This window comes from Amycolatopsis sp. NPDC003861, from assembly GCF_053605405.1.
In genome coordinates this window covers 1-7,680 of the sequence record NZ_JBSGJD010000350.1, presented here as the reverse complement: position 1 = coordinate 7,680, position 7,680 = coordinate 1, and the positions used below count along the sequence as shown (strand labels likewise).

Sequence of the window (7,680 nt, the reverse complement as noted above, 5' to 3'; positions counted from 1 at the left end):
TTCTCTGGGGGTAGCCGGGCGGCTGTCGCGGTCGAGCGGGGTTTTCGCAGCTCGATGGCCTGGGGCGGACAGTAGCGCAGTGCAACAGGTGTCGCGCAAGGCGGGACGGGCCGCCTGCCGCACTGGCCGCGCGCTAAGGTGTAGGACCAAGCACCGACAGTCACATGCCCGCTCGGATCACATGGTGAGTTTGGCCACAAACCCTTGAAGGGGCTGGTCAAGGAGGCCGCAAGGTGCTGGGATTGAGCTGCTCATCTGGAAATCTGGCCGGAGGACCGGGTGAGCGGCAAGCGACAGGACTGAATAAAGGAGATCCGATGAGCGGCCCCCGCTCTTCGGGAGGTTTCGTCGTTGATTCGGCGGAACCCCCGCGCGACAAGCGTCGCGTAGCTTTCTGCATCGGCGCAGCATTTGTTTGTGTCGGTCTCTCAATCCTTACTCGGGTGCTTTCTTCTTTGCGTGGCCTTCCCGAGTATGTGCCCGTCGGCCTCGATGCGCTTGCCTTTATGGCATTGCTGCCGATCGTCGGCGGAGAAATGAGGCGCCGAGCCTGGAAACGACTTCGCCCGTGGCTGGAGCGGACGCTCTGGGAGATCCTGTTCGGAAACGGCGGCGGGCGCTCCGGGGATCAGCGTCCGGACGACTGATGAGGGATGACGACCTCTCTGGCGAGCGCGTGTCGGACGCGCTCGCCGGCGAGGTAGCTGAGCACGATCTCGGCGCGCGAAGCTTCGAGGAGTTCTTCCGAGTCACGTTCCCGTCTGTCGTTTCGCATCTAATAAAGCAAGGCGTTGATCATAGTGACGCTGTTGATGTCGCGCAGGAATCCATGCTCGCTGTTTACGACAAGTGGAATGAAGTTCAGCATCCGCGAGCCTTCGTTTTCAAGGTGGCGGTATTGCGCGCGCGTGATCTATGGCGAAAGCAATACCGACGAAAGTCGTCCGCGGGTGAGCTGGCCAATCTGCTCGCGGATGAGGAGCTGGCTCCCTCGGCAGAAGACGTGGCCCTTGGTCGAAGTGCTGAGCTGACGCTCTCGCTTCTCGCGAAGCTCCCAATCAGGCAACGGCAGGTCTTGGCCTTCTGGATGGACGGGTTTCGCGCCGAGGAAGTCGCTGACATGCTGGAACTTTCGCCCGCTGCCGTTAGGTCGCATCTTCGTCACGCTAGGCGCAGGTTGGCCGCGGAGCTGAAGGTCAACGCCGAGTCGGAGCCGATGTGACCTGAGTCGCAAGTTGTGACCTGGCTCACTTAACTTGCACGTAGCTGCTGCGGTCAGCGACTGAACAAGTAGACGGCGGATCCCGCCAGTCTTGTCGCAGGGCCCGCTGCCCTCCTCCGGCCAAGAGTTCGGGCGGCGGGCCCTAGACCACTTCTGGATCATCGCCTCATACTGGGTATCGCCCCAGGTCACGAACCCGCGAGGGTGCGTCGGCTCACCTCTGTCGTATTCAGCCAGGTCATCAGCTCGCTGTCCGCGGCGCGAGCAGCGCCGAGGTCTTGGTCTCGGCCCGCGATCTCCCTCTGCAGTTCACCACGTGCTGTTCCAGCGTGGTGATGCGGCGCTGAAGCTCGTCGGCGTCAGCGGGTGTGCGCCGAGCTCGGACTCCCGCCCCGCCAGGCATGCTCGCCGAGCAGCTCGGAGAGCTCCTTCCCCAGCGCAAGCAAGCCTAGAGCTGCGTCATGAGCATCCCGGCCAGCAAACCCAGCACGAAGACCACAGTCGCCACGATCGCCAAGATCGCGAAGTGCGACCTCGTCCAGGACGAGCTTGATGAGACCTGGTTGCTGGCGTCGTCGGATGCTGAGGTTGGAGTATGTCCTTCGGCGGGAGAAGATTCCGCGGACTCCTGCGGGCTGGCGACTTCTGCGGCGCGGGTCTGGTCCCCGAGCTTGTGCCAGGTGTCGAGCCAGGCATCCAGGTGATCTTGCTGGCCGCAGGCGTTGAGCACGGCGATGAGGTGCCTCGGCTGCGGGAGCCGGTTGGTAGTGAGCATCGCGTGGATGGTGCTCTTGGCAAGGGGATATTCGCCGTCGTCGCCGGTTCTCTCCGAGAGCTGGGCATAGGACAGGCCGAGGCGTTCCCTGAGGCGCCGCAGCTGCGCGGTGAACTCCGCGATCGTCGTGGCGGTCCGTGGATCCGGCAGGGGGATGGGGGCAGCCGAGTCGGCCTCGGTGGCGGGGATCCGCATCTGGACCTGACGTGGGGAGCTGTGCAGCGTCGCCGCGCGGACTCGGGGCGGCTGGAGTTCGGATTCCGTAGTGAACTGCTCGTTGAGGAGCTTCCATGCCTGTGCCCAGTGCTCGAGCTGTCGTTCGGTGCCGCCGCAGCCACGAACGTAGGCCAGGGTGACTTCCAGGCTTGGTCGTGACAGGCCGGAGGCGGCCTCGGAGAGCACCGAGGCCGAGTAGTGCGCGTGTTGGGCCAGCTGGCGGTAGGAGAGGCCGGCCCGCCCGCGAAGCTGCCGAAGACCATCGGCAAACTCCGCGAGCGGACCGCTCACGCGCGGGTCGATCGGGCGTTCCCGGCGTCCCATCGTTGACGTCCTAATCGATAGGGAAGGTCAGGACACCGACGGTGGGAGCGTCGCCGGCGCGAGCCGGGGGCGCATCAGGTGCTGGCTGACCTGCGCAGTCATCAGCCCCGCGCTCCCGAGCAGGGCCAGCGTGGTGGGCAGGTCATAACCACGGAACAGCAGCACCAGCACGAACGCCAGCACCACGACCAAAACTCTGGTCCGCGCTGCGGCTGGGGGGAACAACAGGCAGCCGCTGAACGACCAGCGGACAAGACGAGACGGCATTGGGCAGCACCCTTTCGGGATGTAGTGGTCCGGACGAGCAATCAGGGCGAGCAGCCACTCCGTGGTTCTCCGCCAGTTGGCGCTGACAGAGAGGGGGCAACTGCTCACCGCTGATGATGGCCCAACCCCGCCGCCTGCGGTAGTCCATCCAGGGTCGTGTTGTTTGCAATCTTCATCCGTGGGCGTCCAGAACCGCTACTCTCGTGCGCGTGGACAGTCCCGCCGCGTTCGAACGAACGCGAACCGACCGTCCAGGCCGTTCGTTCCGAACGAGCGACGTCCCAGGTCAGGGGCCTGTTATGTTCGCCGTCCGTTCGCCGAACGTCCGCCGAACGTCCACGCGTACCGAACAACAACGTCCCGTGCTTGGCTAGTGCTCGCGGGCGCGCCGTGGCGCCGCCCCGCGCGAGCTTGAAGGTGAGCTGACCGGAGCATGACTCCGGCTCCCTCAAGTTCCCGAGGCAGTCTGTTGGTCCGGACGAGCATCGGGGCGAGAAGGTCTCCTGTTGGCGCGGGAGGCCTTCTCACATTCTCAGATATGCCGACGCTGGCACCGACACCCGGCATCACGGAGGGCGTCGCCTCTCCCCAACGACGTCGGTTGTCAGGCGCGTCGGTTCAGGTTGGCGATCAGTTCCCGGTTGGCCGTCCGCGCGGCCTCCAACTCCTGGTCACGCTCCTCCAGTTGGCCACGGAGGTCGACCACCCGCTGCTCAAGCTGGGTGATCTGGCGCTGCAGATGCTCGATGTCCGTCGGTGCGCCCAGGCCGGACTCGCGCCATGCTTGCTCGCCCATCAGCTCGGAGAGCTTCTTCTCCAGCTGTCGAATGTGGGCGGCCTGGCGGGTGATCTGGCCGTGCGTGTTGGCCAGGTCGGCTTGCAGGGATGCCCGGCTCACCACGGGTCCGCCGCCGTCCGCCGCGGCGGGGTTGGCCTGCGCGGCGTGGACCTGACCGAGCAGGTCAGTGTGGCGATAGAGGAATGTGCGGTCGACGCCTGCGGCTCGAGCGATCGCCGAGACGCTGATCTCTCCGCCGCTGCTGCTGGCGGTGTTGATGGCCTTGATGACGCGTTGACGACGTCGGGCCGAGTCGGCTCGACGCCCGTCGATCATCGGGTTGCTGCTGGTCATGCGGTGCGCTCCGGTCGCAGGTCGGGCAGGGGCTGGCGGATGCGGGGCATCCCGAGGCTGACGAGCTTGCTGCGGTTGCGGCGGACGACCGCGACGGCGTCCTCGATCTGGGCGCGGTCCTCGTCGGTCAGCTCGTCGAGGTCACCCTTCATGCGGTTGATCAGGCGGCGGATGCGCGTGATCTCCTGGTCCGACGGCAGCGCCTCGTCGCGGGCCCATTCGTCGGCGTCCAGCGTCGCGGCCAGGCGTTCCCGGTGCCGCAGCAGGTCGGCGAGATAGCGTTCGAGGTCCGGCAGGTAGGAGATGTCGGTGCTGAAGTGGCCGCAGCCGATGCAGCGGAACCGCAGCGGACAGTCCTGGCCGTCGGCGGCGACGTTGGACGGCTCGGAGCAGCCGCCGTAGGGGACGGCGATCTCACCGACCGCCCGGCGGAGGTGCTCCGAGTCCAGCAGTGCCTTGGCCTGGCGCCAGATCCGGTTGCCATGCCGGTCGAACTGCATCGTGGTGACCCGTTCGACGGCTTCGCGCCGGCGTTCCTCCCCGACGCGGTAGTAGCCCTGCGTTGTGCTGAGCTGCCGGTGGTCCATCAGCTCCTTGAGCACGACGACGTCGACGCCCGCGTCCGCGTGCCGCTGGGCGTAGGTGTGGCGGTAGGCGTAGGGGAAGATCTTCGCCTTGTCGAACGGCAGCAGCTTGGTGACCGCGTGCCCGCCTTCGTGGATCACGGTCGGAACCTGGACTTCCGGCAGGCTGTCGACCCAGTCCCGGTGGCGCTTGCCCAGCCAGCCGGCGGTCGCCGCCGTGCGGCCCTCGGGGTTGCGCGTCGTGCTCGGGAACAGCTTCAGCTCCGCCGGCGGCGTGTGCGGGAACCGTGCTCGGACCCGCTCTTGTTGCTCGATGATCAGCGCCGCGGTGGCGCCGGGGATCGGCAGCCGGCGAGCCTTGCGGTTGGCCTTGTGGTTGTCGTAGATGAGGACCGGTTTGCCGTCCTCCCGGTCCAGGCAGTCCAGGTTGAGAGAGCAGATCTCGTGCGGTCGGCGGCCGGTGTCGATGATCAGCTCGGTAGCGGTCCGGATGTCCTGGCTGGCCTGAGCCTCCAGGGCGGGCAGGTGTTCGCAGAGGTGCCGCATCACCTCGTTCGGCAGGTCGCGGCCGGCTTCGGTGTCCTCGGGTTCGTCGGGGATGTCGGCGTCGGCGAGCGCGAAGTCGGCCGGCAGGTTCTCCAGCGGCTCACCGGGGCGGACCAAGCCCATCTTCCGCATCCGGTCGAGCGTGCCCCGGGCGTAACGCGAGATGTGCACGCGCCTGTTTGCGCTGATCGTGCCCTGCGCCATCAGGTAGGCGAGTCGGTTGCAGAACGTGGTGATGTCCTGGCGGGACAGTTCAGCCGGGTGCAGACCGTGGTCGTCGCGGTGGAGCCGGAGGCTTTCCGACAGCAGGGCCAGTGCGTTGATCCGGCTCTGGAGGACGCTGGCGACCTGCCTGCCGCGGTGCTTGGGCAGAGTGTCCACCGCCCAGCGCTTGGTTGCCTCGCGCAGCCAGGGCTGGCTGATCTCGGTGAACGTCAGCGTGCGGCCCTGGCCGAACACGGCCAAGTCCCAGACGTCCTTTTGGCACTCCGTTTCCGGTGTGGCGTCGGCGCGGCGCGCGGCCGTCAGGAATGTGGAGCGGAGTTTGCGCTGCGCGAGCGATAGGACGTCGGCTGACAGGGCGTCCAGGGATGCGGCGCCGTGGAGTCGTGCCCGGTCGCAGAGAGCGCGGACGTCGTAGTAGTGGACCTTGGAGAGGGTTCGGGCGCGTTCCTGGATTCCGTAGAGCACTTCCGCGATCACCCTCGCGGGAAGTCCGCGCAGGCTGGCCTTGCCGACCTCGGGGATCGCGGATGCTGTGAGAGACCACAGTTCGGGATCGAACCGCGGGTCTTGTCGGGCCTGCGCGGCGGCTCGGTGCTGGTGGGCCTTGCAATGTGGGCCGTTGCCAGGACGATCACGAGTGCAGGCTGCGACGGAGCATGGCCCGAACGACGGGTAAGGAGTGACGCGGGGATGCGTCACGAACTCCTCGATGGGAACCGTCAGGTGCCGTGCGCGTTGCCAGTGGTGGGCGTCGCAGAGCAGCAGCGTCTTGGACTTCCAGGGCCGCTGGCAGCCTGGCACTGCGCAGGGCTGGACGCCGATTGAGCGATTCCTGGGCGTCGCTGTCCGGAGGAATTCCTCCAGTGGCGTCCCGGCTTCCTGCCAGCGCAGCGCGCATGCTGCGCACAAGTTGCCGCGGCCGCGGCCGTCCTTCTCACAACCGCTGACCTTGCAGGCGGTCCAGCCCAGGATCGGGTGATCGCGGGGGAAGGTCAGCACCTTGATGGCGTCGTCCCAGCTCAGGGTGTCCAGCAGTTGCGGGTCGATCGCCGCCCACAACTCGTCGTCCCGGTCGACGTCGAGGCCGTCGGTGGCCAGCGCCAGCGCGGTCACCGGTTGACCCCGTCGAGCAGGGCGCGGGGCGTCGGAACCTGCTCGACCGCCGCGCGCAGCCGGGCTGAGCTGGGGTGCATGTAGATCTGTGAGGACGAGGTGCTGGCGTGGCCGAACAGTGCCTGGATCTCGTCCAGCAGCGCGCCGGCGTCGGCGAGGTTGCTGCCGAAGGCGTGCCGACACATGTGCGGCGCCACTCGTCGGGCCAGGCCGGCGCGGGTGCAGAGCGCCTCGAACAGGTCGTTGATCGCGTCCGGCGGCATCGGGTTGCCCAGCGGTGGCCGGAACAGGTTCACCAGCAGGAAGTCGCTGTGCGCGGCCGCCGGACACTGCTGGCGCTCCAGCGTGTACTGGTCGATCGCTTGCACCAGCAGGAAGTCGAGCGGGACTGCGCGGGTGTGGCGGGACTTCGCCCACGCCCCGTTGACGTTCTCGCGGCGGATGACGTGCAGGTGCGCGCCCTCGACGTCGCAGCCCAGCGACCGGTTGTCCGGCAGCAGATGCAGGTCAGACCGGCGAAGCCCCACCGCCTCGCTGCGACGCAGCCCGGCCCGGGCCAGCAAGAGCACGATCAGCCGGTCGCGTGCCGAGCGGCAGGCGGCGAACAGCGCCACGATCTCCTCGTCGGAGGCGCGGTCCACCGTCGTCTCCGGTTCGTGCACGTGATGCCGGGCGCGGAGCCGGTAGAACAGACTGCTGTCCTCGCCCTGGGCCTCCACCGGCAGGTCGCGGCTGTCGGCCAGGTCGTAGATCACCCCGAGCACCCACGACGGTGCCTCGTGGTTGAGCACCGCGAACGACAGGAAGGACCGCACGGCCACCAGCACCCGGTTGACCCGGCTTTCACCGCGAACCGGCGTGGTGCCTGGTCCGAGCACCACGACCTGCTCGCTGTCAGCCGGGGTGTACTTCAGCCAGATCATGAACAGGCCCATGTCCGCGGCGGCGGTCCGCCACTCCCTGCCGGTGCGCAGGCACCAGCGCATGAACAGGACGACACCGCCGGCGTACGCCTTCGTCGTCGACTCGGCGCGATCTCGGCCGAACCGCAGCTCGCGGAGGAACCGATCCGCGACCGGCTCGACGTGCAGATCGTCGTCGATCACCGTCCAGTAGCGGTTGCCTGACGGCATCTGGACCTTGAAAGCCCGCACTCCTGCTCCTTCTTGATCATTAACAAGGAGCCACAGAACCACACCCCCAGAGAACCGTCGCAAGACCTCCCACGTGGGCGGTCAACGCAACATCACACGACAGACTGACGAGTCCCGGAGAA

Annotated in this window: 7 protein-coding genes; 2 read left to right on the top strand and 5 right to left on the bottom strand. The window is 67.2% G+C overall.

Features of this window, described 5'->3' with window-relative positions; translation table 11 throughout:
• Window positions 1–317: 317 nt before the first annotated feature.
• Window positions 318–647, top strand: a complete 330-nt coding sequence (locus ACWEVN_RS44360) for a hypothetical protein (protein WP_452055294.1) — start codon at window positions 318–320, stop codon at window positions 645–647.
• Window positions 647–1,222, top strand: coding sequence for an RNA polymerase sigma factor (locus ACWEVN_RS44355; RefSeq protein ID WP_452055293.1), 576 nt, complete (start codon window positions 647–649; stop codon window positions 1,220–1,222). The genes ACWEVN_RS44360 and ACWEVN_RS44355 overlap by 1 nt, the downstream gene beginning before the upstream one ends.
• A 448-nt stretch (window positions 1,223–1,670) precedes the next feature.
• Here ACWEVN_RS44355 and ACWEVN_RS44350 read toward each other — a convergent pair whose 3' ends face one another.
• The 5 genes from ACWEVN_RS44350 to ACWEVN_RS44330 all read right to left on the bottom strand — a co-directional run bounded on the left by ACWEVN_RS44350 (window position 1,671) and on the right by ACWEVN_RS44330 (window position 7,558).
• Window positions 1,671–2,537: a helix-turn-helix domain-containing protein gene (locus ACWEVN_RS44350; RefSeq protein ID WP_452055292.1), complete on the bottom strand. Its 867-nt coding sequence runs from the start codon at window positions 2,535–2,537 to the stop codon at window positions 1,671–1,673.
• A 27-nt stretch (window positions 2,538–2,564) separates the two neighbouring features.
• Window positions 2,565–2,804 (bottom strand): hypothetical protein, encoded by a 240-nt coding sequence (locus ACWEVN_RS44345; protein ID WP_452055291.1) that lies wholly within the window; start codon window positions 2,802–2,804, stop codon window positions 2,565–2,567.
• Window positions 2,805–3,408: 604 nt separating this feature from the next.
• Complete coding sequence (locus ACWEVN_RS44340) at window positions 3,409–3,936, bottom strand: DUF6262 family protein (RefSeq protein WP_452055290.1); 528 nt, start codon at window positions 3,934–3,936, stop codon at window positions 3,409–3,411.
• A complete protein-coding gene (locus ACWEVN_RS44335; protein ID WP_452055289.1) occupies window positions 3,933–6,404 on the bottom strand; it encodes a tyrosine-type recombinase/integrase in 2,472 nt (823 codons plus the stop codon). The genes ACWEVN_RS44340 and ACWEVN_RS44335 overlap by 4 nt, the downstream gene beginning before the upstream one ends.
• Window positions 6,401–7,558 (bottom strand): tyrosine-type recombinase/integrase, encoded by a 1,158-nt coding sequence (locus ACWEVN_RS44330; RefSeq protein WP_452055288.1) that lies wholly within the window; start codon window positions 7,556–7,558, stop codon window positions 6,401–6,403. The genes ACWEVN_RS44335 and ACWEVN_RS44330 overlap by 4 nt, the downstream gene beginning before the upstream one ends.
• Window positions 7,559–7,680: the final 122 nt, after the last annotated feature.